The 23,546-nt window shown below is 68.7% G+C and carries 21 protein-coding genes; 16 read left to right on the top strand and 5 right to left on the bottom strand.

Going from position 1 to position 23,546, the window contains the following annotated elements:
- Window positions 1–528 (top strand): pentapeptide repeat-containing protein (locus tag G3I78_RS35225; RefSeq protein ID WP_203615930.1); only part of this gene is annotated, 528 nt, incomplete at its 5' end.
- A 50-nt stretch (window positions 529–578) separates the two neighbouring features.
- Here G3I78_RS35225 and G3I78_RS35220 read toward each other — a convergent pair.
- Window positions 579–815 (bottom strand): hypothetical protein, encoded by a 237-nt coding sequence (locus G3I78_RS35220; protein WP_164432270.1) that lies wholly within the window; start codon window positions 813–815, stop codon window positions 579–581.
- 400 nt (window positions 816–1,215) lie between these two features.
- Between G3I78_RS35220 and G3I78_RS35215 the strand changes: the two genes are divergently transcribed.
- The 6 genes from G3I78_RS35215 (at window position 1,216) to G3I78_RS35190 (ending at window position 8,791) form a co-directional block, all read left to right on the top strand.
- Window positions 1,216–1,383, top strand: a complete 168-nt coding sequence (locus G3I78_RS35215; protein ID WP_203615929.1) for a hypothetical protein — start codon at window positions 1,216–1,218, stop codon at window positions 1,381–1,383.
- Window positions 1,384–1,895: 512 nt separating this feature from the next.
- Window positions 1,896–2,129 (top strand): hypothetical protein, encoded by a 234-nt coding sequence (locus G3I78_RS35210; protein WP_164432268.1) that lies wholly within the window; start codon window positions 1,896–1,898, stop codon window positions 2,127–2,129.
- Between the two features lie 9 nt (window positions 2,130–2,138).
- Window positions 2,139–2,915: a helix-turn-helix transcriptional regulator gene (locus tag G3I78_RS35205; RefSeq protein WP_164432267.1), complete on the top strand. Its 777-nt coding sequence runs from the start codon at window positions 2,139–2,141 to the stop codon at window positions 2,913–2,915.
- A 433-nt stretch (window positions 2,916–3,348) separates the two neighbouring features.
- On the top strand, window positions 3,349–4,419 hold the full coding sequence (locus G3I78_RS35200; RefSeq protein WP_203615928.1) for a radical SAM protein: 1,071 nt from the start codon (window positions 3,349–3,351) through the stop codon (window positions 4,417–4,419).
- Window positions 4,416–4,826 (top strand): DUF6375 family protein, encoded by a 411-nt coding sequence (locus G3I78_RS35195; protein WP_164432265.1) that lies wholly within the window; start codon window positions 4,416–4,418, stop codon window positions 4,824–4,826. Before G3I78_RS35200 ends, G3I78_RS35195 begins: the two co-directional genes overlap by 4 nt.
- A 14-nt stretch (window positions 4,827–4,840) precedes the next feature.
- A complete protein-coding gene (locus tag G3I78_RS35190) occupies window positions 4,841–8,791 on the top strand; it encodes a hypothetical protein (RefSeq protein ID WP_164432263.1) in 3,951 nt (1,316 codons plus the stop codon).
- Between the two features lie 192 nt (window positions 8,792–8,983).
- On the opposite strand, the gene G3I78_RS35185 is transcribed toward G3I78_RS35190, so the two are convergent.
- Both G3I78_RS35185 and G3I78_RS35180 read right to left on the bottom strand, forming a co-directional pair.
- A complete protein-coding gene (locus tag G3I78_RS35185; protein WP_239158246.1) occupies window positions 8,984–9,802 on the bottom strand; it encodes a hypothetical protein in 819 nt (272 codons plus the stop codon).
- An 86-nt stretch (window positions 9,803–9,888) separates the two neighbouring features.
- Window positions 9,889–10,575 (bottom strand): DUF488 family protein, encoded by a 687-nt coding sequence (locus G3I78_RS35180; protein ID WP_164432261.1) that lies wholly within the window; start codon window positions 10,573–10,575, stop codon window positions 9,889–9,891.
- Window positions 10,576–10,828: 253 nt separating this feature from the next.
- Between G3I78_RS35180 and G3I78_RS35175 the strand changes: the two genes are divergently transcribed.
- The 4 genes from G3I78_RS35175 (at window position 10,829) to G3I78_RS35160 (ending at window position 16,999) form a co-directional block, all read left to right on the top strand.
- The gene (locus G3I78_RS35175; protein ID WP_164432258.1) at window positions 10,829–11,059 is read left to right on the top strand and encodes a DUF6207 family protein; all 231 of its coding nucleotides are present in this window, start codon (window positions 10,829–10,831) and stop codon (window positions 11,057–11,059) included.
- 160 nt (window positions 11,060–11,219) lie between these two features.
- Window positions 11,220–13,334 carry an AAA family ATPase gene (locus tag G3I78_RS35170; RefSeq protein ID WP_164432253.1) on the top strand — a complete coding sequence of 705 codons (2,115 nt, stop codon included), beginning with the start codon at window positions 11,220–11,222 and terminating at the stop codon, window positions 13,332–13,334.
- Window positions 13,334–15,232 carry an ATP-dependent helicase gene (locus G3I78_RS52990; protein ID WP_164432252.1) on the top strand — a complete coding sequence of 633 codons (1,899 nt, stop codon included), beginning with the start codon at window positions 13,334–13,336 and terminating at the stop codon, window positions 15,230–15,232. The genes G3I78_RS35170 and G3I78_RS52990 overlap by 1 nt, the downstream gene beginning before the upstream one ends.
- A 363-nt stretch (window positions 15,233–15,595) precedes the next feature.
- The gene (locus G3I78_RS35160; protein WP_239158243.1) at window positions 15,596–16,999 is read left to right on the top strand and encodes a restriction endonuclease; all 1,404 of its coding nucleotides are present in this window, start codon (window positions 15,596–15,598) and stop codon (window positions 16,997–16,999) included.
- 62 nt (window positions 17,000–17,061) lie between these two features.
- Here G3I78_RS35160 and G3I78_RS35155 read toward each other — a convergent pair whose 3' ends face one another.
- On the bottom strand, window positions 17,062–17,367 hold the full coding sequence (locus tag G3I78_RS35155) for a hypothetical protein (RefSeq protein ID WP_164432250.1): 306 nt from the start codon (window positions 17,365–17,367) through the stop codon (window positions 17,062–17,064).
- A 529-nt stretch (window positions 17,368–17,896) separates the two neighbouring features.
- Entirely contained in the window at window positions 17,897–18,544 is a 648-nt protein-coding gene (locus G3I78_RS35150) for an HNH endonuclease family protein (RefSeq protein ID WP_239158242.1), read from the bottom strand.
- A gap of 372 nt (window positions 18,545–18,916) precedes the next feature.
- Between G3I78_RS35150 and G3I78_RS35145 the strand changes: the two genes are divergently transcribed.
- From G3I78_RS35145 to G3I78_RS52985, 5 genes are all read left to right on the top strand, one after another.
- On the top strand, window positions 18,917–20,143 hold the full coding sequence (locus G3I78_RS35145; RefSeq protein WP_343243937.1) for an ABC-three component system protein: 1,227 nt from the start codon (window positions 18,917–18,919) through the stop codon (window positions 20,141–20,143).
- Entirely contained in the window at window positions 20,140–20,634 is a 495-nt protein-coding gene (locus G3I78_RS35140) for a three component ABC system middle component (protein ID WP_164432247.1), read from the top strand. The genes G3I78_RS35145 and G3I78_RS35140 overlap by 4 nt, the downstream gene beginning before the upstream one ends.
- 26 nt (window positions 20,635–20,660) lie before the next feature.
- Entirely contained in the window at window positions 20,661–22,595 is a 1,935-nt protein-coding gene (locus G3I78_RS35135; protein WP_164432245.1) for a DUF3732 domain-containing protein, read from the top strand.
- Window positions 22,596–23,094: 499 nt separating this feature from the next.
- Window positions 23,095–23,367: a hypothetical protein gene (locus G3I78_RS35130; RefSeq protein ID WP_164432243.1), complete on the top strand. Its 273-nt coding sequence runs from the start codon at window positions 23,095–23,097 to the stop codon at window positions 23,365–23,367.
- Window positions 23,364–23,492 carry a hypothetical protein gene (locus tag G3I78_RS52985; protein ID WP_275424880.1) on the top strand — a complete coding sequence of 43 codons (129 nt, stop codon included), beginning with the start codon at window positions 23,364–23,366 and terminating at the stop codon, window positions 23,490–23,492. The genes G3I78_RS35130 and G3I78_RS52985 overlap by 4 nt, the downstream gene beginning before the upstream one ends.
- The last annotated feature ends 54 nt before the right edge of the window (window positions 23,493–23,546 follow it).

Raw genomic sequence — 23,546 nt, 5'->3', positions numbered from 1 at the left:
GATCCCCTTGCGCTGATCCACCCACCAACAGCGGGGAGATATCTGGCCGCGGTTGGGGAAGAACTGCTGGCCGCCAGTGGGGAGAATTACTGGCCGCCTCCGGGGAGAACTGAGTGGCCGTTGACACACGTTGACCTCAGCCATGCATCGTTGCCCCGTGCGACTCTGACACGCGCACACCTGAGCAAGGCCGTCTTCAGCCACGCACGTCTTGAGCACGCCGACTTGAGCGAGGCGAACCTGGAGGGCGCCGACCTGACCCACGCCGACCTTGTCGGCGTGAAACTCCCGGGAGCAGACCTTACGGGGGCCGAACTCGGCGGAGCAGACCTGGCTTACGCCGACCTCACGGACGCCGACCTCACTGCCGCCAACCTGAGTACGGCCAGGGGCCTATCCGTCCGTCAGCTCATCAAGGCACACATCACCCACGACACAACACTCCCCGAGGAGCTGGCCGATGACCCACAGGTCAAGGATCGGGTCGACGAGTGCGAAGCGGCCGAGGCGGAAACGGGCCCCGAGTAGATCTCGCGGCCGATGGCACGGTGCAGCCTGAGCAGTACCTCACGCCAAGATCACTGCCAGTGCCGGGAGTTAAGGTTCTCCACGCCCGCCACCGTGCCGGTCCGTGGGGAGCGGGCAGGAACGGGCGACAGCTGCTCGACCGGCTGGAGCACCGCGTATGGCCCCTCAACCTCATCGAGGAGATCCACCTGTTCCGCTCCTGCATCCGCGGCGCCCTGGAGGCGGGCGACGTGGACGTCGTGGTGCAGCACGCCACCGCCGGGCGCTGGAGACAGGACTCGCTCCATGCCATGTTCAGCGGCCGTGACGGCTACGTGGTGATGCGGCAGGCCCTGCGCGGCCGGCGGAGCGGTGCCAGCTTCCCATCCACGGCCGCAACGCCCTCGAGGGCGAAGGGACCGAGCTGCTCCTGCTGTACACACCGCCAGAGCTGGCACGGGCGGGGCAGCAGCTCACCCAGGACGAAATCCCCGTCGGTCTCGCGCTGTGCAGTAGCCGCTCACCGGGCGCGGGCGACCCGCTGATCTGCTTTGGGGATCCACGTACGCAGCTTCTGGTGTCGAAGGCGGCACGGCACGGCACGCACTCCAAGGCGGGTTTGACTCGTGCACGTTGGGCAGAAAGAGCTGGCCTTGGGGGAGCGGCTGGCTGAGCTGCTGACTGCGCTGCGTTCCGACGTGGCGCGCGATGTCCTTCCGACAGATGAACGTACGGCGCTGGGACCGCCTCGCTGGCGCCTGGGCGGCCGGCGACGCGGCGGAGCTGGACGAGGCCTGGACCGACGCCATCCTGCTCGACCTGGGATCTCAGTACGGGGCCTACGAGTTCTGCACGAGTGTGGGCGTCGCCGCCTGACCGCACGAGCTCCCGCCGCCCACAACACCGTGCTGTCTTTCGCCGTCTCCACGGCATGGCAGAGGGCCGACCTGGTGCAGGCCGGCCCTCACCGTTGGGCCGGGTGCTGTCACGCACGCCGGTACCCGAAGGTTCTGGCCCGTTCGGTAGGGAGGAGTCCGCAGCCGCCGGGGGAGTTGGAACCTGTCATGGAGCGTCGCATCCCTATCTGCGGGGGTGCAAGCTCGCCGTGCCGAAGCTGGGTCGCAGGCGCTTCAACTGTACGGAGTCCCGTACACCGCGCGAGAACATTGCAGGTCAGCCGGGATGATCCGCGTGGATTGCTTACGGAGACTGCTAAGAGGACTGCCAAGGGGCCCGTGGACGCATCAACTGCCGGGGTCCCTTCAGGCGGTAGGGCACCATGCACGTAGACCCCTTGGACGTGTCACCGTCCAGGTGTGGTGAGGAGTCCGCAGCCGCCGGCGGCAGCACCCACGAGTGCAGCCGCCTGATCACAACAGGGAGTTCGCATGAGCCGCAAACGCCATGCCGCGGGGGGCCGTACGCCCGCCCCGCACCGTCTCACCGGAACCGAGACCGCCGTCATCATCGTCATCGTCCTGACCAGCGTCGCACTCGCGTGGGGCGGCATGGATCTGGGTACCGTCCTGCGGCTGCTCGCCGGTGCCGGTCTGATCGCGGTGGGGGCGGTGGTGACACTGCGCTTCGGCCGCCGGGTCCCGCTGCCCCTGCCGATGGTTTGAGGGGGCGTCATGGGACGTCCTGAGAAACCGATCGCCACGCTCAACCTGGGTCTCCTGGCTCTCGCCAGGTGGCTGCGAGAGATCCGTACCAACGCCCAGCTCACGTACGTCGAGCTCGCGGCGAAGACCAACAACGCGTACTCGGCCACCACGCTGCAGCGCGCTGCGAGCGGCAAGCGCGTCCCGCGCCTGCCGGTGGTGGAGGCGTATGCCGTGGCCTGCGGCGGATCGTTGGAGCAGGCCCGTCGCCGCTGGCGCCACGCACGCACCGTGGAGCACAGCGCTGCGCTTGCGTTCGGCAGCGCGCCCAGGCCCCGACTGGTGGAAAACGCGGCGGAACTACGTGCCGCTCTGCGCGAGATGTACCACCGGGCCGGTGCGATGCCGCTGCGCGAGATGGAACGCCGGGCAGGCCTGGGGCGGCTGCCGCGCACCACGATGCGCCGCATGCTCGACGGCACCACCATGCTCAGCAAGGACCAGCTGCTGGCCTTCCTCACTGTCTGTGACGTGCCCGAGCGTGAGCACCAGGACTGGCTGGCCGCTCTGTCCCGGGTATGGGACAAGAGGCACTCCTGGTACGACAACGAACTCTTCAAGAACCTGCACAAGCCTGCCGAGCCGTTCATGCGGGACGAGTGGAACCACCGGATCGAACGCAAGCCCCCGGCAGGCCGGGGCCGCTCGACGAGCAACGCGGGCGCGCAGCGTTCGCAGTTCGCTCAGGGCCGCCCGGCCAGCAAGAACGGAAAGCGGCTGAAGCTCGGCGTCACGACTACCGGGTAAGAGCGATTGAGCACGCCTGTGGGGGCCTCGGCCTAGAGGCCCCACAGGTGGCGCCGAACGCGACCGTCAGCGACGGTCGGCCGGGCGGAGGTCTGCATCGCTTCGGGCGCCGCCTGGGTCCGGGCCGGGGCACACCAGCTGTCCGCTGCCGGGCTTGTCGCCGGCGCCGTGTCCCTTGCTGGCGTTTTCCTGGTCCATCCGCTGCAGCAGCGGCCGTCTCGGTCCAAGGCAGTTTGTCCGAGAGGGCGTTGAGCTGTTGATCAAGATTGATCAACAGGTTGGATGAATCGCACCGGGCGTCTGGCGAGGACGGAGAGTCTCCTGGTTGCTCAGTGCTGGTGTGGCTTGCTGATTTCGGCTTGCCGGTTGGCTCGCCGTTGTTCGGCTTCGCGCCAGCGCCGGTGTTCGTCGTTGGTTGTGGGGGTGTGGGGGTGTGGGGGCGGACGGGTACGGGCTTTCGGTCGTCGTCGACGGCGACCATGGTGAAGTAGCAGCTGTTGGTGTGGCGGATGCGGTGGAGGCGGAAGACCGCCTCTTCACCAGTCGCTGCCATACTTTGAGCCGAAACGTGGATGGGGGATGTGCGAGTGAAGCGGGGCTGCCGGTGAAACGTCGTGTCGGCCCCGACGGAATGCACCTCTTCGACCGCGGCACAGGCCTGAACGTACTCTTCGATGAGGTCGACGTTCCTGAGGCGCAGTGGGCCCGAGCTCCTCGCCAGGTGTCGATCGCCCTGACCAACGCCTGCGACCTCGCGTGTCCGTTCTGCTATGCGCCTAAAACGGCTGCTGTGCTGGATGCTGCCCGCCTGTGCGCGTGGGTTGACGAGCTGGACGCGGAGGGCTGCCTCGGCGTCGGATTCGGAGGCGGGGAACCCACCCTCTACCGCCGCCTTCCGCAGGTGTGCCGTCACGCCGCTGAGCGCACGGGTCTCGCGGTGACCATGACGACGCACGCCCACCGCTTCACCCCCCAACTGATCGACGCGCTGGCTGGAGCGGTCAACTTCATCCGCGTAAGCGTCGATGGAGTCGGCTCTACCTACGAGAAGCTGCGCGGCCGCCCCTTCACCGACCTCGTGCAGCGGCTTGCCTGGATCGGGCAGACGTTCCGGTTCGGCCTCAACTGCGTTGTCAACACCCATACGCTGCCGGATCTGCACGCCGTCGCCGACCTGGCCGCCTCGACCGGGGCCGCGGAACTCCTGCTGCTGCCCGAGCGTCCGGTACGCGGCCGCCCAGGCAGCAGCCCGCACGTCGTTGCTGTCCTCCACGAGTGGGCCGCCGCGTACCGAGGGCCGGTACCGCTGGCCCTCGCCGAGGGAGACACGGGCCCGCTGCCCGTTGCCCAGCCGCTGCCTCGTGAGACGGGGCTACGCGCCTATGCCCACATCGACGCCGCCGGGACGCTGCGGCGCACCTCCTACCACTCGACCGGCGAACCGGTCGACGACCGCGGCGTTCTCGCCGCGCTCGACCGCCTGCAGCAGAAAGGTGTTGCATGAAGATCTGGTCCGGGTACGGCACCGAGCACTCCATGAACCTCGTCATGATCGGCCGGTTCAAGGACGCCACCACCGCTGAGCGAGCCCACGACCTCATCAAGGAGCTCACGAAGGCCCTCCAAAAGGAGAAAGAAGCCGGTCGGCTGACCATCGGCGAGCCGAACGACAGCTACAGCGATGAGGTCCTAGAACTGCTCAGCGATCTCAACATCCACAGCATTGGACCGCGCGAACTCGAGCAGTTCCTGTACGACCTCACGCTGCGCCGCGACGGCGATTCCATCGTCGTGACCACCGATGAGACCGACGTCCAAGCGCTGCTGAAGGTCCTCCTCGACAAGGGGGCCCGCATCGAGGTGTATTCCGCACACGACTACCCCGGCACCGGCCACGGCCGGGGCGAGTGAGGGCGAACGATCCGATGACTGGGCTGGATTGGGAGAAGTTCACCGCGCTGCCAGGCAGCCGCCGGGACAACTTCGAGCTGCTGTGCCGGGGCGCCGTCACCCACGCATACGCCCGCTACGGCCGCTTCATCGCCCTGGCCCAGCAGCCCGGCGTCGAGTTCCACCTCGACATCGACCAGCCCGGCTGCCCGCTCGGTGAACCCGGCCGCTGCTTCGGGTGGCAGACCAAGTGGTGGGACATCCCGTCGGGGCGCGCCATGGGCGTCGGCCGACGGGGCGACGTCGAGGACTCCCTCAGGAAGACCGAGAAGCACTTTCCGGGCATCACCGACTTCGTGCTGTGGACCCGGCACCCTCTCACCGCAGGCGACCAGCAATGGTTCTACGACCTGTCCACCCGGATGAAGCTGCACCTGGCCACGGAGGTCGAACTCGGCCATCTCCTCGTCGGCGATGCCCTTTTGCTGCGCGAGTCCTACTTCGGCTCCCTCGTCCTGACCCCGGAGCGTCTTGCCGAACAGCATGCGAGGGCCGCCGCTGAAGCGGGTGAACGCTGGATCCCCGAGGTGCATCAGGCATCGGGCGCCGAGCACCGGCTTCGACGGATGCTCGCCGAACCCGACGTATGGGACGACCTCGGCGACACCCACCGCAACATCGCCCGCTTCGAAACAGCCCTCCACGACGCGGCCATCACTCTGCCGGGCCCCCTGGCCGAGCAGACCGCGGCGATCGCCGCCACAGGTCGCGACGTCGCCGACCTCCTGCGCGAGGCGCACCAGCAGATCCGCAGCAGTCAGCCCTCCCCGCTGCTGGGCACCACAGACCGCACCGTGCCTCAGGCCCCCACAGCGCAGCCCGCCGTGCTCCGGCGGCTGCGGGCCCTGCGGCACGCAGCCGCCCTGCCGCTGACCAACCTGATCGCCCACATCCGCGACGCCGCCGCCCTCGCCCACCACGTCACCCGCCACCTGTCGACCCGGCTCGCGGTGGTCACCGGCGACGCCGGATTCGGCAAAACGCAACTGTCCGCGACGCTCACCGCGCCGACCGCGGCACGCCCTGCCGGTGTCCTGCTCTACGGCAGGCGCCTGAGCTCCCGCCAGACCCTCGATGATCTCGCCGGCCAGATCACGGCGGCGGGCAGGCCGCTGGCCTCCTTCGAGGAACTCCTCGCCGCCGTCGATGCGGCCGCACAACGCGCCGGATGCCGCCTGCCCATCGTCATCGACGGCCTGAACGAGGCCGAAACCCCCACGCTGTGGCCGCCGTTGCTGCGCAGCCTGCAGGTGACCCTCAAGCGGTACCCGTCCGTGCTCGTGGTGTGCACGGTCCGCGGGGCATTCCTCGACGACACCATCCCCGCTGAGATGGACGAGATCCTCGAACTCGACGGGTTCGACGAAGATCTCGACGAGGCCATCGCCCGCTACTTCACCCACTACAAAATCGAACCGGGCGGCGCCGACCTGCCGCGCGAGCTCCTCAGCCACCCGCTGACACTGAAGATCTACTGCGCCGCAGCCAACCGCGACCGCAGGCAACCCGTCAGCGCCGCGGGCCTGCCCAGCTCCCTCACCGGAATCTTCAGCGACTACCTCACATCCGCCGCCCACCGCGTCTACGAACTCATCCCCTCCATCCACCCCAACGACGTCAACCAGGCGCTCGACGCTCTCGGAAACGCCCTGTGGGTAGACCGGGCACGCGCCCTTCCCGACACCCAGGCAAGGCAGCTGTGCCAGGACACCCACCGCCGCTGGCAGGAGAGCCTTCTCGCCGCGCTCGAACACGAAGGCGTCCTCCAGCGCCACCCCGACGGCGCGGGCGGAGTGACCTGGTCGTTCGTCTACGACCTGATGGCCGGGCACGTCATCGCCACCAACCTTGTGCACACTCACGGCAAGGGCATCGCCCAGCTACTGAGCGAGGACACCACCACGGCACGCTTCACCGGCCAGCCGGACGAACGGCACCCACTCTCCACCGACATCTTCCAAGCCCTGGCAGGCGTCATGCCCCGTGTCGGTGCTCCGCAACTGTGGCAGGCCGTCACCGGACCCCTACGCCTGCGGGCCCTCCTGCATGCCGCCCGGCTCGAAGCAGCCCACCTCGACTCCACCACGGTGGAGGCACTCGCCACCCACAGCGACGATCTCCGTGGACGAAACGACATCCTCCAGCGGCTCTACAGCACCCGCGCAGCCCCCGGGCACCCCCTCAACGCGCACTTCCTCGACCGGATCCTGCGCGACCGACCAGTCGCCGACCGCGACCTGCGCTGGAGCGAATGGCAGCGTGCACACAGCCGCCCCCTCCTCGCCGACGCAACCGCCCTGGCCACATGCTGGCGCGACCATCCGCACCGCACGGAATCCGACCGGCTGCGAGCCCGGTGGCTGATGTGGACGCTGACGAGCACCGACCGCGACCTTCGCGACGCCGCCACGGCCGCCCTGTACTGGTACGGCCGACACGACACAAGCGGACTGTTCACACTGACCCTGGAAGCGATCACCATCAACGACGCCTACGTCGGCGAACGCATGGTGGCCGCCTCCTACGGCGTCGCGACGGCCCACCCGTGGCACGCCCCGGACCTGGAAGCCGCCTTGCCCGTCTACCTGACAGGGCTGCTGCACGCCTTCACCGGGCCCGAGGCCACCCACCCCACTTTCCACTCCCTGACCCGGTACTACGTCTCCTCGACGTTCGACCTCGCCCACCGCCGCTATCCCGCCGCGGTCCCCGCCGCAGCCGAACTGCCCTTGGCCTTCACCGCGGCACCGGCGATCACGCCGCTGCCCGAGGGCGATCCGCGCCGGGAGGACGTCAGCCGGACGATGGGCATGGACTTCGGCAACTACACCCTCGGGCGTCTGTTCCCGGACCGCAGGAACTACGACGACTCCCACCCCGGACACCAGGAAGCCACCGCCGTCGTCCTCGGCGTCGTCCACACGCTGGGCTGGCGCCCCGACCTGTTCGACGAGGTGGAACGCCGCATCACCTCAGCAGCGTCCCGGCAACGCCACAACCCCAGCGGCCGGATCGACCGCTACGGCAAGAAGTACGGCTGGATCGGCTTCCACACCCTGGCGGGCATGCTGGCCGACCGCGGCCAGCCACCCGAGGACCTCGAAGTAGACATCGACCCAACCTTCCCGCAGCCCCCGCAGCCTGTCCCGGTCCCGCTCGGCACATGGACACCGCGGACACCGGCCGACGATCTCGAATGGCTGCGCCACGGAATCGTCAACGTGCCGGACGACTTCCTTGCGCCGGCCCGGCTCGACGAGGACGAAGGCCCGTGGCTGCTCGCGCACGCAGAGATCGACACGAAGGACGTGACCACCGGACGCGACACGTTCGGCCTGTTCAACACCGTCCTCGTCGACCAGAAGAACCTGACCGCGCTCCTGGAGACGTTCGATGCCCTGGCCCACCCAGGCCGAGACATGATCGACCTGCCCGCCGAGTACTACCTCTTCGCCGGCGAGCTCCCGTGGCACACCCGCTTTGCTGCACCCGAACCGGGGCTGACCACAAAGGACCTGTACAGCGACACACTGCGCTACGACGGACCCGAACTCCGCTTCGAGCGGCTGGCCCACCACTTCACCTGGGAATCCCACCACAGCAGCCAGAACCAGGCGACCGCCTACGTCCCCAGCCGGCTGTTCTCACAGGCCTTCGACCTGCGTGCTCTTCCGGCGGGCTTCGACCAATCCGAACCCACCGGCGCACTCGCCGCGCGGTCTTTCGCAGCCCCTTCCGGCTTCTCGGGCGGGCTGCTGTATCTCCGCGCCGACCTCCTTCGACGGTATGCGGCCGGCCGTGCGATCGTCACCTTCTGCTGGGGAGAGCGGGCTATGAAAACCGCCTGGCCCGAGAGACCGTCCGGTGCCTTGCAGGAGCTCTACCAGGCCTATCAGAACATCTGGCGCCAGACGAAACAGCGCTGAAGCACCGTCCCCTGGTGCGCGTGTACATCCAGGACAGGCTGCCTCCTCGCCGGCCCCGCCCCTGCGGGACCGCGTGGCGAGAGGGGGAGCGGGTGACGGCGGCGGCTGCCTCGAACCGTTGGCCATTTCGCGGCCGCAGAGGCCGACAGGTGGTCAACGCGTGCCGACGTGCCCCTCGGTGGGGCATACCACCTACAGGGGGAAGAGGTCTTCTTGCACGTAGTCGGCGACGGTGCGCAAGGGGTAGGCCAGCCCGAGCAGCATGAACGTGCGGGGTCGCGCGGCGATGTTGCCGACGAACGCGTGGACCGCGCGCTCGGTGGTGAACATCCGGGTCAGCCAGCGCTCGTAGAGCTTTTCCCGCACCTGGCCGGGACCGTAGTTACGCAGGTACTTGCGGTACGACTCGCCAGCCTCCCAGTCCTTCAAGTGCATGTCATGGCCGGGGCAGTCGGCGTCCGCGCAGGAGAAGGTGTAGCGCAGCTGTACCGGCACCCATTCCAGGCGCTGCAGATCCTGATCGAACAGGTCCATCTGATCAGCCAGGGCGGCCTTCGAGTCCGGCCACGGCTCGGCATCCGTCAGCTTCAGCCTGGGGACGGAAGGGAGCCGGAAGAGCCCCAGCGATGTATGGCGGAGCTCTTGCTCGCGGCGTATCGCGCACAGCGACGGGGCCACCAGCGGCCGCAAGTGCGCCCACCGCTTGGCCCAGCCGTCTGAGGGGGAGAGCCGGTCGATGACCTCCAACGTCTCGAGGACGGGCCGCAGGCTTTCGGGCCGCCGGTCACGCCGGTGAGATTCCACGTCGACTTCGACAATGGAGTACTTCGCGAATTGCGCGTCCTGTTCCAGAAGCCGGAAAGGGACGGGGAACAGGCGCACATGCTGCGGCTGGTCGAGGTCGAGGCGCACGCCGGCTACACAGCTGGTCTCTTTGTACTTCGTGGACAGCTCCGGATACGTCTTGACCGTGATCATGATGCGGGCCCGCTGCCGTCCGCTGTCCACCATCGCCTCCCGAGCCCGATGTGACACCTGAAGGCCAGATTGGACGCAACCGCGCGGTTTGTTAAGAGGGCCTCAACTCGGCCTCAGGCTCAGGCCAGTTCAGTGACCTCCACTGCGCAGCGTCGCCGGATTTCATCGAGCACCACGGTGCGATGGCAGCGCCGGGCATCCTGCTCGAAACAGAGCACCGCCACCCGCGACGTGCCGACGAGTCCGGCAAGCTGAGTGAGCTCTGCCTCGGCCTCCTCGGCCACCAGCAGGCTTCTGAACCGAGCCCGGCCCTCCTCCAGCCGTCCTTCCCAAAAAGGGGCACGATTGTCCTTGGGATTGCCCAGGGCCCGAAGATGCACGTAATCAATCCCCGCCCCGTGCAGGGCCTCACGCAGACGGGTCTTGCTGAAGCCAGGCTTGCGGCTGATCGGTGTCAGACGCACATCCACCACAGCGTCGATCTGGGCCTCCCGCACACAGGCGACGAACGAGTCGATGTCCCGGCCCTCATAGCCGACCGACCAGATCCCCCCAGGGCGCCCGGCACCGTGGAAAAGGTCGTCCAGGCTCACCTCAAGCGCCGTCGCAAGTCGGCCGACGGTGAAGAACCCAGGCTGGACAGGACCTTCGCTCTCCAGGCGTACCAGCGTGCGGGTATGCAGCCCCGCCTCTTTCGCCAACCGCTCCCGTGTCCATCCGCGTGCCTCGCGCAAGGCCCGGATCCTCCGCGCCAGTTCCTGGGCTCGGGCTCGTTCCTGACGGCTTGCTACCGGTCGACCTGCCATGGGCCGTGATCCTAACTTCCATTTGAATGGAAGCGTGAACCGGCGAGCGCGGCGGTCAGCATCTGCCCCCTTTCGGCTTGAGGCCGCCCAGCCGCCGCTGTGCCTCCTGACCAGGGGTCGGGCAGGCTCACGGAGCGCACCACACGGGTCGGCCCGCAGATCGGCGCAACCGCGGCAGGCCACAATGGCACCCGGTCGGGTGATGCCGCAGCACGGGCGGAACCCGGCCGGAAGCGGAGACGTCGTGTGGGGCATGAAGCCGATCAGGGATGTGCATGTGGCCGAGCCGGGTCTGCTCGTGGTGGACCTCGCGGCTGCCGATGACGACACAGCGTTCGCCATGCAGAACGCGATTGCCCGGAGGTGGGCCACCGCGCCGGCCGAGCACACCACACGCCAGCCCGGTGAGCCGGGTGTGCGGCTGCGCTGTTACGTGGACCTGCGCCAGGAACTCGCAGGTCCTGAAAGCGCTGCGGGGCAATGACCGGACAGCCGGCAGCCATGTCGGCCCATGCGCCGGGGGAACCGCCGGCCTGCGGAGCCGGTCGGGTCATGCGCCCGGCCGGGACCAAGGACGGATGGTCCCAGGATGCGGCACCGGACTCGGTCCGGCTGTCGGCGCACGCGAGAGCCCGCTGCCCTGCGTGACGGTACGTGCCCCGTCGGTTGATGCGGCAACTACGCTGTTGTGCCTGCCGGTGGGGCGTCTGGAGCGCGTGGGGCGGGGGCCGTGCGCGGGGGAGGGGAGAGCGGTGCGCCTTTCAAAAATCAGGATCGTGAATTTCCGGAATTTCCGGGATCTGGTGATTGATCCTTTCCCGACTCCTGCGGTGATCGTGGGGGAGAACGGGGTCGGCAAGAGCAATCTGCTGTACGCGCTGCGCCTGGTCCTCGACCCGGACCTGTCCAACCGGTGGCGCAGGCTGCAGGCCGACGACATCCATGACGGTGCGCCGCGGTTGTCTCAGGGAGTCGAGGTCAGGGTCGAAGTTGAACTTGCCGACTTCGACGATGATGACGACGCCATCGCGACCCTCGACGGCGCGATCATCACCGAGGAGGGGCAGCCCCGCATCGCCCGCCTGACCTATCTGTTCCAGCCCAAGCTGGCAGTCGGTGCAGTCTTCGGCGCCCAGTCCAGCCAGCCGCTGACTCCCGACGACTACACCTGGACCATCTACGGCGGCGACGATGCGGGCGCGGGCGTCGACATGCGCCACGCCAAGGACTACGTCCCGCTGTCCGTGCTGCCCGCCCTGCGCGACGCCGAGGGCGACTTCTCCCGCGCCGACCGCAGCCCCCTGGTCCGGCTGCTGCGCGAGCGGCCTCCGGCCCCCGACATCGTCGCCTCCACCCTGGACGCCCTCAAACAGGCCCGCAACCAGCTGGCCCAGGATGCCTCCATGCAGCAGGCGGTGGACGAACTCGCCTCCCGCCTGGCCGCCATGACCGGCCCCCAACTGCCGCTGACCCCTTCGCTGGACTTCGCCGGCCGGGAAGACGACCTGATCCGCAGCGTCCAGCTCCTGATCGACCCGAGCAGCAGCCGCGGCATCCAGCACACCTCCACCGGCACCGCCAACGTCGTCTACCTGGCCCTGCTGCTCGAGCGGCTGAAACTGCGCCGCCAGGTAAGCGACGGCGAGGACACACTCCTGGCCGTGGAAGAGCCCGAGGCCCACCTCCACCCCAGCCTGCAGCGCAAGCTGTTCGCCCACCTGCTGCACGAACCCAACCGGCTGCTGCTGACCACCCACAGCCCGCACATCGCCGCCGTCACCCCCCTGTCCAGCATCGTGCTGACCAGCACCCAGGGCGACCACACCGTCGGCTCCGTCGTACCGCCCGGCGTGCTCACCGACGCCGCCACGGCCGACCTTGAGCGCTACATCAACGTCACCCGCGCCGAGATCCTCTTCGCCCGGGGCACCGTTCTGGTCGAGGGCGCAGCCGACGCCTACCTGCTGCCCGCCCTCGCCGAGGCGGCCGGCTTTCCCCTGGACGATCACGGCATCGTCGTCTCCAGCGTCGAAGGCACCGACTTTGCCCCCTACGCCACCCTGCTGGGTCCCCGGGCGCTGCGGCGCCCGCACTGGGTCCTCACTGACGGCGATGCCGCCGACGGTGAGGACCGCTACCAGAAGGAACCGGGTCTGTGGAGGGCCCGCGACCTGGCGCGCATCGCGCGCGAGGATGCCCTGCACCAGGAACTCGACCAAGGCATCGACACGATCACAGGCCAGGAGCTGCCCGAGCGCGGTGTACGCGCCGGCCGGCAGCAGGTGGTGACCGCCGCGACCCGGGTAGGCGTCTATGTCGGCGACCACACGCTGGAACCCGACATCGCTCCTTTGCTGCATCCCGAAATGGCCGAGGCCTACTGCGCCTTCCGGCAGCGCGAAAGCAGCCGGTCCGCCTTCCGTGATGCCCTGGCCCCCTTCGAGGACGGCACCGCAACCGGCCAGCAGCGCGACACCCTGGTGGACAAGATCGAGGCCATCGGCAAGGGACGCTACGCCCAGCGGCTGGCCGCGCACGTCGCCAGCATGAGGGGCCTGCACGGCCGCGTCCTGGAACTGCTCGACCGCACGCAAGGCCCCATCACCCGCGACGACCTGCTGACCATCGAAGGCCCGGGAGCCATCCTCGGCCTGCTGGACGATCTCAGCTGCGCCTTCCGCGGCCAGCCCCTGTTCCCCGCAGCCTCAAACCCCCAACCCCCAGCCGCACCAGCGGCCGCCTCCCCGGGCCCCAGCTGATGACCGCCACCGGCCAGCAGACGCCCGCGGCCATGCCCGCTCTGCTGCCGCCCGCCCTGGCCGCCGAACTGGGCGCACTGCACCCCGACCAACGCGCCGCCGCCACCCACCACACAAACATCGCCGTGCTCGCCGGACCCGGCGCCGGCAAGACCCGGGCCCTCGTCGCCCGCGTCGGATACCTGCTGGCCACCACCAGCCGCCACCGCGGCGTCGCCGCCCTGACCTACACCGAAACAGCCGCCCACGAGACCACCGTGCGCCTGCACCACCTCGGACTGCACCCGGGCCGGCGCCTGTCCAGCACCACCGTGCACGCCTTCTGCCTGCACCACATCCTGCACCCCTACGGCCGCCTGATCGGCGACCCGCTTCCCGACGACCTCACCATCCCCGACGCGTCCGCCTGCAGACAGCTGTGGGACACCGCCGCCTACGAATCCGGCCTGGACGTCAACCCGAACAACCGGACCACGCTGGAGCGCCTGCGCCGTCTGATCGCCGCCGGGGAGCCGATCGCCGACTACCCGCGCGAATACCCGCGCGCCGTCCGCCGCTACGAGCAACTGCTCCGCGACAACGACACCCTCGACTTCGAGGCCATGACCATCCGCGCCCTCGACCTGCTGCGCGAAAGCCGCACCGCACGCGAGCAACTCGTGGCGCGTTTCCCCAATTTCGTCGTCGACGAATACCAAGACCTCGGACCCGTCCTGCACGCCCTGGTGCTCGCCTTGCTGGACGCCGGCGTAGGCATCACCGCCGTCGGCGACCCCGATCAAGTGCTCTACGCCTACCAGGGCGCCAGCCCCCGCTACCTGACACAGCTCGGCAACCGGCCCGACTTCCGACGACTGCGCCTGCGGGTCAACTACCGCAGCGGCAGCGCCCTCGTGGCCGCCGGCCACGCCGTCCTCGGCGAAGACCGCGGCTACCACGCCGCACCCGGCCGCGACGACGCCGGCACCGTCACCATCCTCCACGCCGACGGCGACGAAGACGCACACGCGGCCCGCACCGTCGAAGTCCTCACCAACCGCCTGGCAACCGGCACACCGCCAGAAGACATCGCCGTCCTCTACCGATCCAAAGGCCCCCTGCTCAACGCCCTGACCACCGCGATCCAGGCCGCCCAGATCCCCCTCGACAGCGAAAAGCAGCGCCGCCGCCCCAGCGGCCCCCTCGCCGACCTGATCGCCGCCTGCACCACGCGACGGCTCACCGGGCCCCTGCCCGGCCCCACCACCACAGACCTCGCAGCACCACGCCGCAGAACAGCCGGCATCGCCCCCGCCCGAACCCTTCGCGAGCTGGCCGCAACCTGGCACCGCCAACTCCAACTCGCCCACCACAACGACCCAGCCGACACCCACCGCGCCCTGTCACGACGCCTGGCGTCGCTCCTGGACGCCCCCGACCGCGAAACCCCATCCCACCCGGCGAGGATCTTCCTCGCCGCACTCTGGGACACCCTGGGCATTGCCCACCTCGCCGACCACAGCCCCGACCAACGCGACCGGGACACCGCCCAGGCCCTGGCCGATCCCGGCGACCTCACCATGGCCGAACTCGCCGGAGGACAAATCCCCGGCCACATCGCCCTGACCACCTACCACAGCGCCAAGGGCCGGGAGTTCCACATCGTCATCCTGCCCGGCCTCGTCGAAGGACTGCTCCCACATCACTACCCCGGCAAGCCCCCCGCCCCCAAAGAGGTAGCCGACGCCCGCAGAGCCTTCTACGTCGCCCTCACTCGCGCCAAGGACGAAGCCGTCCTCATCGGAGGCAACCGCTACACGATCCCTGCCAACAAGTGGTACCCCGCCCGCCCACGAGACACCACGCGCTCCAGATTCGTCGACGAAGTCGAAGCCCAACTGCCGGACACGCCTCACTGACCCACGCCGCATGGCCGACTATGCGGGGCCCGACGCCATGACAGGCCCCACTGGTGACCAGACCTGCCTGCCTGCCGACTGGTGACGGATTCTGCGCCCACGATCCTTCACCCGCCGCCGTCGAGATGCCCGGCCACCGCACCGACCTGCCGCCCACAATCGACCGCATCGTCAACGACGGCTGGGACACCTGTCCTTTGGTAGCGAAGTTAGCCGTGCGGCTCCTCAAGGGGCCGGGGCGTTGAGGGGGATGGAACGCTGACAGGGCTCGACTTCGCTACGGTGAGCGGCAACGGACTTGGGCATGTTCATCAGCCCCCATGAGGGCAGGGAGGAAGTCCAACTATGTCGTGGGGGTCGCCTTTGCTGGCGGACTTCGAGCGGTTCCGTTCCCTGCCCCCGCAGCGCCGGGGCTACAAGCTAGAGGAACTGCTGGAACAGGCTTTCCGGCGGGCTCACTTCCGCGTCACCCGGAACGCTGGCATCGCCAGACCGCGGCAGACGGATCTTGTTGCCCGCTACGGGGATACGCGGTACCTCATCGAGGCCAAGTGGGAGAAGAGCCCCGCTGACATCGACGTCCTTGACTCGGTCCGGATCCGGATGGACCGGACAGCGTCGTCCACCGTCATTGGTGTCATCGTCAGCGTCAACGGGTTCACCGAAACAGTTGTGGATGACGTGCGCCAGCGGCGGGACCGGGGGCCGGGGGCCATTCTTCTCCTCGGTGAGGAAGAGCTTACGCAAGTCCTAAAGACGCCCACGTTGTTGGCCTACCTTTTGCGGCTCAAGCAGGAAGAAATCATCACCCATGGCCGCGTTCACCTGGCCGCGGGCCCCACGCCTCCGCGGCGCTCCCGGCCGTCTACAGATCTACCTTCCACCGAACTCCAGCTTTTCGGTAGCGATCTCAAGCTGCTCTCACGCATCACAGCCGGAGGCGGACAAGCCGGGTTCGTCTTCGCGCAAGAACTGCCGGATGTGGACTGGGATGCCGGTCACGGAAGCGGCGTGGCCCTCGACTTGCCGGTCAAAGTGCACGGCGAGCAAGGAATCGCTGACCTCCTGTACGAACTCAATTCCACGGGCTGGAGCGGCTCCGAGCCACGATGGAGCATCCAGCAAATCCGTACGACCTGGCATGGCGTCGGCGCACGGGAATTTGTCGACACCCTCAGCTCATGGAAGGAACGCTTCGCAGGCTTGAAGCACGTGCACCACACCGAACAAGCCACCTACTTCGACACCTGCCCCGGCGGCGGCTTCTACACGATCACCCTGTTCATATCGAGTGATGCTTCCCGGACGACCCACCACTGCAATGTATCCTTCCTGCTCCCCGGCATCCCTGTGGATCTCCATCCGATCCGACACCTGGCTGAGGAGTTCGACACAGCAGCCGTCAGTTACTTCCGTCCGCTCACCCGCCGGGCCGTCACTCGGCGCCGCCTTGAGACGAACGCACCGCTGGAGATCGTCGGCTACATCGTTTCCCGGAACAACCCGTTTCCTCCGTTGCCAGGCGAGCAAACCCGCGTGCCCACCGACTGGGTCACCGGCATCGTGGTCAAGAATCCCTACCAGTCCGGAAGCAGTACGGCGGCGCCGGAAGACTGGCCTCGGGAGACCGACGACAGCGAATTCCTCGTCTGTGACCTACGGTCTCACCATCAGCTCAACGAGCCCAAAGGACCTTACTTCCTGCACTCCTGGGAATATGCCTACACCTCCGACGCTGCGGTCTTCAGACCGGTAGCCGACTGGTAGAACCGGCAGTGCGGTAAATCGGCATTCTAGTTCGGGCGTCACCAGCCGCAGACAGAGGTGATCTACGGTGCCCAGTCCCAAGTGGTGGCGCGAGGCTGGGCGCCGATCTCGGACATGAACGAGTCGGTGCCGTCCGCCGGAACCGGGTTCTGCCTGGAGGCCAGCTCGGGCGCGCACACCTGCCAGTACAGGGTCCGGGTCCCGTATGGGGCGATACCCGCGTCCTGCGTGAGCGTCTTGAGCGGGCCGTCCACATCGTCGGGGTACTCGCCGTCGGCGTGCCTGGGCGTGTACGAGGTCCGGAACTTCTGGGTGATGGAGATGACCGCAGTGTCGGAGCGGTTCTCGTAGACGGTCATGACGTTCACGCACGTGTTCGTCGCGTCGCCGTCGTGCCATTCGGTCAGGGCGACTGATCCCCGCGGGGCGCGGGCCGGTGCTGGCGCAGGCGCCGAGGAGGCGGCTGGTGTGGGGATGGCCGAAGTGTGGCTGGCTGCAGGTGTGGATGCCGCGGGGAGGGTGGGCGTGATGGTCTGGGTGACCGTGACGGTGGGGGCTGCCGCAGCGGGCTGCGGGGTGTGGCTGCAGCCGGTGCCGAGGAGCGCGGCCGCGCAAGCAGCTAGGGCAGGAGGGAACCGGCGCGTCATGTCTGCCTTTCACGTTCAGTGAGAAGACTGCGGCAGGCTGCTGCTCGGCCGGTTCCTGTGGGGGACGAAAGCGGGTGTTGCCGCCTGGCGTTCGTACGACGGGGATCATAGCGGCGGGTACGGCTGCTCCCGCGGCCGTACCTCACTGCTACCGCCGCCGTGTGCGGAGGGTGGCACAGGCGGCGTGGGCCTGCCTGCGCCGAGATCCCAGGCAGGCTGATGGCATCAGGGGTCCCGGACTGATGGTGGCCTACCGTGCCAGTGTCACGGTGATCGTCACGTCCGGACACCGGTCCAACACCATGGCAAGAGCGGCCAGTTCGGTGGTGTCGATGCTGAGGGCCCATCGGGTCTTGTCGGCGATCCAGTCCGTGACGTACTGGCAGCGGTAGCCCTCGGCCGGAGGGAGCCAGGTGCTCGGGTCCTGGTCGGCCTTGGAGCGGTTGGAGGCTGCGGAGACCGCGATGAGCGCGCGGTCGTCCCCGAGGTCGTTGGCGTAGGCTTCCCTCTCCTGCGCCGTCCACTGGCTTGCCCCGGAGTCCCAGGCTTCAGCGAGGGGCACGAGGTGGTCGACGTCAGCGCCGCGCGGTCCCTGGATGAAGCGATCGTCGTAGGGCGAGTACCACTCTCCTCCGGTCAAGGTGCAGTTGGCCCCCTGCTCCGGAGCGATCACGGCCTCGGATTTCAGGACCTCCTGACGGGTGTTGCAGCCGTTGCGGTCGGCGTCGATCCAGTGGCGGAACTTGGTCCGCTCGTAGCCGGTGCGGTCCTCGTCATGGACCGCAAGTGCGGCCAGGGCGTCACGGACGGGCAAGGTGGCGCTTTCGCCGGGAGAGGTCAGCACGATGGCGGCATGCGCGGGGGCGGGAGCGAGCAGCGCGAGGAGAGCGGCAGCCATGACGGCAGGACGAAGGAGGCGCACGGTGAGTCCCTTCGGAGAGCACGAACGGGTCGTGATCTTCGTAGTGGCCCTTGGGGCGGCTCGCCCGCAGCTGAGAGAAAAGATCAGCCGCGAGAGCGATAAGTAGGACCGGGCTGCCTTTCCTTCTCCGCGTGCGGACAGGCGGGGTGCTGTGGCCGACCGTGCTGCTCGAAGCGGCAGTTCGCACGAGCAGCTGCGGTGCAGGAGCGGCACCGGTGTGCCGAACCGGGCGTCACGCCCCGAGGTCTTCATGACTGCTGCGCCTTTACCGGCAGGGGCTCACCCCGTATCGCACCGACTTGCCAGCCATCACGCTTTGTCGCTAACTTGTTGCGCACTGTGACGAACGTGTGGGTGCACTCCGCGGCCGGACAGCTCTCCGGCTACCTCTACCAGTGCGACCGGGCCCTGATCGAGCTGGCCCGTACCTGGTTCAAGAACCCCCAGGCCGAGCTGCGCATGGAGTGCCTCGACGACATCGTCATCCGCAACGAGGGCCGGCCCGCCGAGTGCGTGCAGGTCAAACGGCACAAGGACGAGGGGGAGTTGTCCCCGACGGGAGCCGACCTGTGGCGCACGCTCAACGGCTGGTGCGACGCGGTGGCCGCCGTCGGCGAGGGCCTCCTTCCCCTGCTGCGCCTGGTCACCACCCAGCGCGTGGGACCCGACAACCCGCTGGCCGTGCTGCGCCACAGCGGGGCAGAACGCGATACCACCGGTGTGCAGCGGCTGCTCGAATCCATCGCCGCCGACCCCAACGCGGCTGCCACCACCGCCAGCTGGCGGGCACGGTTCCTGCAGACCACCCTGGCCCAACGCACCAGCCTGGTCGGCGCGATCGTGCTGGACGACCAGGCACCCCAGCCCGCCCGTGCCGACGCCGACCTGCAGGAAGTCCTCGGCATCTGGAAGGACGACGCCGACCACGTCACGGCCATGCTGCAGCAGGTGCGCGGCTGGTGGGCCACCACCACACGGCAGATGCTCGACCCCGCCGACCCGCGCCGCGTGTCCGTCTGCGCCGCTGAACTGCGCGCGGTCGTCGACCACCTGCAAAGCAGCTACGGGCCCGGGCGGCTGCCCCTCAACAGCCGGCTGGAGGAACTGACCGAGGACGAGATCGCCCGGTACGCCGACCGCGTCTTCGTCGCTCAGCTCACCCTCATCGGCGCGGGTCCCGAGACGCAGCACCACCACATCCATGAGTACCACCACGCGGCCCTGCACCGTTCACGCTGGCTGCATCACCACTACGTCACCGAAGACGAACTGGCCGCATTCGAAACGGACATCCGGCAAGAGCACCAGGCCGTCGCCTCCGGCCTGCGCGACGCCCACCGTCTGGGCCGTTGCGAGGACGACGCCGAGGAAGTCGGCCGGAAGATCCTCACCGGTTCCGAGCAGGCCGTGGTCGGCCTCACCCTGCGGCAGATCGACAAACGCTGGATCGCCCGCGGCACCCTGCACGCCCTGGCCAACCTCGCCCTGACCGACACCCGGCCGGTGGGCTGGCACCCCGACTTCACAACACTTCTGACCGCCCTCGCGGATCCTTCAAGGGCTGATGTCCCATGACCACCGCTTCCGTTCCCCGCTCCCTGCTGCCCGAAGCAGCCGCCCTGTTCAACCCGGCGTTCGGCGCCTACCTGCTGGCCGCGGCCGCGGGAGCCCACCAGCGCGCCGGCAACACGCCGCTGCCCTATCTGAGCAGCTTCCTCGTCCTGCCCCTGGTGCTGCCGCCCGACTCCCGCACCGCCCTGCCGCGCGACACCCGCACCTCCCTCACCGCCTGGCTGACCCGCAACCCCCAGCTGCGCGCGGCCTATCCCGCCCGCGCCGCCGCTCTGACCGCCTACGCCCGCACAAGCCACCGCTTCGCCCTGCGCCAGGGCACCTACAGGGTCGATCCCACGGGAATCGTGCTCGCGCGCCGCCTGCCGTCCCTGTCGCGTGCTAGCCGGCATGACGAGATGGCGCAGTGCACCACTGCGGCCGCGCTGGTCGGCCGCTGGTTTGCGGCCACGCCGACGGCGACCGCCTTCACGCTCCTCGGCGTCATGCCGTAACCCACCCCACGACCGAAGCGATCCCCATGCACCTGCTCGCCCTGGCCCTCTACCACCGCGACGGCCGCCCCACCCCCCGCGTCCTGCCCTTCAAGCCCGGAAAACTCAACATCGTCACCGGCTGGTCGAAGACGGGCAAGACCACCTTGGTCGACATCGTCGACCACTGCCTTGGACGACGCCGCACCCCCTTGCCCCAGGGGCTCATCACCGACACCGTCGGCTGGTTCGCCCTGCTGATCCAGACCGGCACCAGCCGGGTATTCGTCGCCCGCCGCCACCCCCGCACCGGCTCCACCGGCGACGCGATGCTCGTCTTCGGCGACCACCGCCTGGACGTTCCCACCGCCGACCAGCTCCGGGTCAACTCCAACTCGGAGTCGATCCGCTCGGAAATCAGCGGCCGCCTCGGCATCGAGGACCACCTCATCCACTCGCCCGACGGCTCCGCCTACAACGTCCATCTCGGCCATGCCCTGCCCCTGTGCCTGCAACGGCAGACCGAGATCGCCGACTCCGGGCGTCTCTTCCACCGGCAGGCCGACCACGAGGTCTTCACCGCCCTCAAAAACGGCCTGCCCTACTTCCTCGGTGCGGCAGGACCCGAACAAGCCGCCCGCAAGCAGCAGCTTCTGACCACCACCCGCCGCCTTGCCGTCCTGCGCCGCACCTTCGACCAGGCCCGCCGTCACGCCAGCAGCTCCACCACCGTCCGCACGGCACTGGCGCGCCTGGCCCACCAGGCCGGGCTCATCGCCGAACTCCCCGCCTCGCTGCAGCCGGCCGAGCTCGAAACGCTCCTGCATGCCGCACTCGAGACCCCAACCCACATCCCCACCCCCCGCGCCGAGCCCGGACTCGCCGACCGCCTGTCCGCCGAACGCCGCACCCTCACCCACGACCTGGGCGAGGTCGACGACGCCTTGCGCCTGCTGGACCTGTGGGCACAGCAAACCGCGGACCTGACCGGCCAGCTCCACACCCAGCGCAGCCGCCTCACCCCACTGGGCGTGCTGGCCACCCGCGACGACGGCCACGACACCTGCCCCCTGTGCACCCAGGAACTGCCCGAAGCCGATCCGGCCATCAACGCCCTGTCCCAACTCGCCCGCGAACTCGAACAAGAACTCACCGACCTCGACGCCCTCGCCCCCGCACGAGAACAGAGCCGCCGCACACTCACCGCCGAACGAGAACAGCTCGTCCGCCGCGTCAGGGAGAACGCCGTCGCCGAGCAAGCCCTGCGCGACAACAACCGCGCCCTGCGCCGAGCCCAGGACCAGCGAGAACAGCAGGCTCTCGTCCGGGGCAGGATCCTGCAGGCCCTGCAACAGCCCGCCGCCGACGACAGCGTCGACCTCTCCGCGCTCCGCCGGGAGATCGCCCGGCTGGAAGAGCTCCGAGGAGACCTCCAGCACCACGTCGACCAGGACGACATCGCGGCCGAGACCGAAATCCGGCTGGGTGAGGTCGCCCGCAACATGACCGCCTGGGCCCGCGAGCTCGGCCTCGAACACGCCGACACGGCCGACGACGTCCGTATCAGCCCGACCACCCTCAACGTGGTCGTCCGCACCTCAGGCAGACGCATCCCCCTGGACCAGATCGGCAGCGCCGACAACTGGATCGGATACCACCTCGTCGCTCACCTTGCCCTACACCTCTACTTCGTCGAACACCAGCGCCCGGTGCCGCACTTCATCATGTTCGACCAGCCGAGCCAGGCATTCTTCCCCGAGGAACACGTACACGACGCCGCCACCCTCGAAGACGCCGACTGGCAGGCTGTCCGCGCCTACTACCGCCTCATGCACGAGGTCGTCACCCAGGCCGAAGGCCGCCTTCAAGTCATCGCCACCGACCATGCACACCTTGCCTCCACCCCATGGTTCCGCGATGCCGTCGTGGCCAACTGGCGCGACGGAGACGCCCTCATCCCGGCCGACTGGCTGGCCCACTGACCCTCCCGACGGTCCCCGGCACAGGCCGCCAGCGGCAGCCCCGGCGAGAGGCGGCCTCACCATACAGACGCTTCGGACCCGGCCCGCCGCAAACGTGAGCAGGGCTCTCGCGGCCGCAGGCGAGGACGCTGCGCTCAGCCCCGCGGATTCTCCCGGCGCCGGATCGAGCGGAAGCGGGCGCGGACAATACCAGTCCTTCCTTGGCGTTCGACGGGAGTTGGCAACCTCACCGAGGCCGCTGTCCGCTTCGTGTTTCCTCTAGTCGGCCCGAGCACAGCCGTGAACCTGCACGCCGCACACAGCGGACCATGCGGCACAGCCGGCTCCGACTGGATGCTCGCGTCTTGCAGGCCTGGCCCGTGAGGAGACGACACATGAAGTGCCCGCTGATACGGCCCTGTGCGATCCCGGCGAGCCTGCTCTCCATGCCGCTTGCAGGCGAACCCGCAGCGCACGGCCACCACCGTCGCCACCCGGGCGGGGAAGCGGAGGCGATCGCATGACGCTCCCCGCCAACCCCGACGAGCCCGTACCCGGCGTGCTTGTCTCTGAGGACCGGGCTGCAGCGGCTCTCGATGCTCTGGTCGCCAAGCACCGCCTGGAGATCGAGGAATGGGACTCTACCCAGCTCGGCAGCGACATCGGCGACCGCATCCTGGCCATCCACGACTCCAGGGAGGACAGGACGATCGCCGTTGCCGTAAATCAAGATCCCCACCTGCGGCTTCAGGCCGTTCGTTGGATCCTCCGCGAAATGGGGGAGCGGCCATGACCACCCTCACGCGTCGCCGGCTCAGTCTCGTCCTGCAGACCGGAAACGTACAAGGCGTCTACGACGACCTGGTCCGGCTGCTCGACCAGGCAGACCCGCAGGCGGACCAGTCCGCCTGGTCCTGATCCGCCCCGGAACAGCAACCCGCCCTCCCGCTCAGGGACTTGTGCGCACGGCTT

The sequence above is a fragment of the Streptomyces sp. SID13726 genome (assembly GCF_010548375.1).
GTDB lineage: Bacteria > Actinomycetota > Actinomycetes > Streptomycetales > Streptomycetaceae > Streptomyces.
The sequence above is the reverse complement of the archived record's forward strand: the minus strand, read 5'-3'. Positions and strand labels throughout refer to the sequence as shown.